Source organism: Rhodoferax sp. (genome assembly GCF_039922535.1).
Lineage (GTDB): Bacteria > Pseudomonadota > Gammaproteobacteria > Burkholderiales > Burkholderiaceae_C > Rhodoferax_B.
Genome location: NZ_JBDTEM010000013.1, coordinates 1 through 1,569 on the forward strand (window position 1 = coordinate 1; position 1,569 = coordinate 1,569).

The window sequence follows — 1,569 nt, forward strand, 5'->3', positions numbered from 1 at the left end:
ACCATCGTCAACCTGATGCCGTCGGGCGAATACCTGATGGAAGATTTCTACTACGCCGGTGGCCTGCCGGTGGTGATGAAACGCCTGCTGGAAGCGGGTCTGCTGCACGGCGATGCCATCACCGTCAACAACCGCACTCAGGCGCAAAACGTCGAACACGCCGACTGCTTCAACGACAAGGTGATCCGCCCGTTGAGCCAGCCTTTGGTAGAGCAGGGCGGCCTGGCGATTCTGCGCGGCAATCTGGCCCCGCAGGGCGCGGTGATCAAGCCGTCGGCCGCTACCGCCAAGCTGCTGCAGCACCGGGGCCGTGCCGTGGTGTTCGAGAACATCGAACACTACAAAGAACGCATCATGGAGCCGGACCTGGACATCGACGAGAACTGCGTCATGGTGCTCAAAAACTGCGGTCCCAAGGGCTACCCCGGCATGGCCGAGGTGGGCAATATGGGCCTGCCGCCCAAGCTGTTGCAAAAGGGCATTACCGACATGGTGCGCATCTCCGACGCGCGCATGAGCGGCACCGCCTTTGGCACCGTGGTGCTGCACGTGGCACCCGAGGCCGCCGCCGGTGGCCCGCTGGCCCTGGTGCAGGATGGCGACGAGATCGAACTGGACGTGGCGGGCCGTGGCCTGCACCTGCACGTGAGCGACGAAGAACTGGCCCGCCGCCGCCTGGCCTGGGTGGCCCCGCCCGAGCCCGCATCGGGCTACGTGCGCCTGTACCACCGCCATGTTTTACAAGCAGACCAGGGAGCCGACATGGACTTCCTCGTCGGCTGCCGTGGCGATGCCGTGCCACGCGACTCTCATTGATAGGACGCTTATGAAAACCGCAAACTACCCCAGCCTGGAGGGCCGCAGCGTGTTCGTCACCGGCGGCAGCTCGGGCATCGGTGCCGACATCGTGGTCGGCTTTGCCCGCCAGGGTGCCAAGGTGGCCTTCACCGGCCGCAACGCCGCATCGGCCGCCAAGGTGTTGGCCGATGCCAGCGCAGTAGGCCCCGCACCGCTGTTTTTGCAAAGCGAAGCCAGCGACGTGGCCGCATTGCAAGCCGCCATCGCCCAGGCCGCCGCCGCGCACGGTGACATCAGTGTGCTGGTCAACAACGTGGCCAACGACCAACGCCACGACATCATGGATGTGACGCCGGAAGACTTTGACTGGCGCGTCTCCATCAACCTGCGGCCCGCCTTTTTTGCCGCCCAGGCCGTGGTGCCCGGCATGCGCCGCCGGGGCGGTGGCACCATCGTCAACCTGGGCTCCATCAGCTGGATGATCAAGGGCAAGGGCTACCCGGTGTACGGCACCTGCAAGTCCGCCACCGTGGGCCTGACCCGCAGCCTGGCGCGCGACCTGGGCCCGGACAACATCCGCGTCAACACCCTGACCCCCGGCTGGATCATGACCGAGAAGCAGCTCACCCAGTGGGTCGATGCCGAGGGCGAGCGCGCCATGGACGACAACCAGAGCCTGCCGGGCCGTGTCAAAGGTGCGGACGTGGCCATTATGGCGCTATTTTTGGCAGCAGACGACAGCAGCATGGTGACCGCCCAAGACTTTGTGGT

The 1,569-nt window shown here is 65.5% G+C and carries 2 protein-coding genes; both read left to right on the plus strand.

Annotated features, from left to right (window positions below; translation table 11 throughout):
- A partial coding sequence (locus tag ABI213_RS00390; protein WP_348025648.1) for a dihydroxy-acid dehydratase occupies nt 1-816 on the plus strand: 816 nt, incomplete at its 5' end.
- A 10-nt stretch (nt 817-826) separates the two neighbouring features.
- Nucleotides 827-1,569: SDR family oxidoreductase (locus tag ABI213_RS00395; RefSeq protein ID WP_348025650.1), on the plus strand; the 743-nt coding region annotated here is incomplete at its 3' end.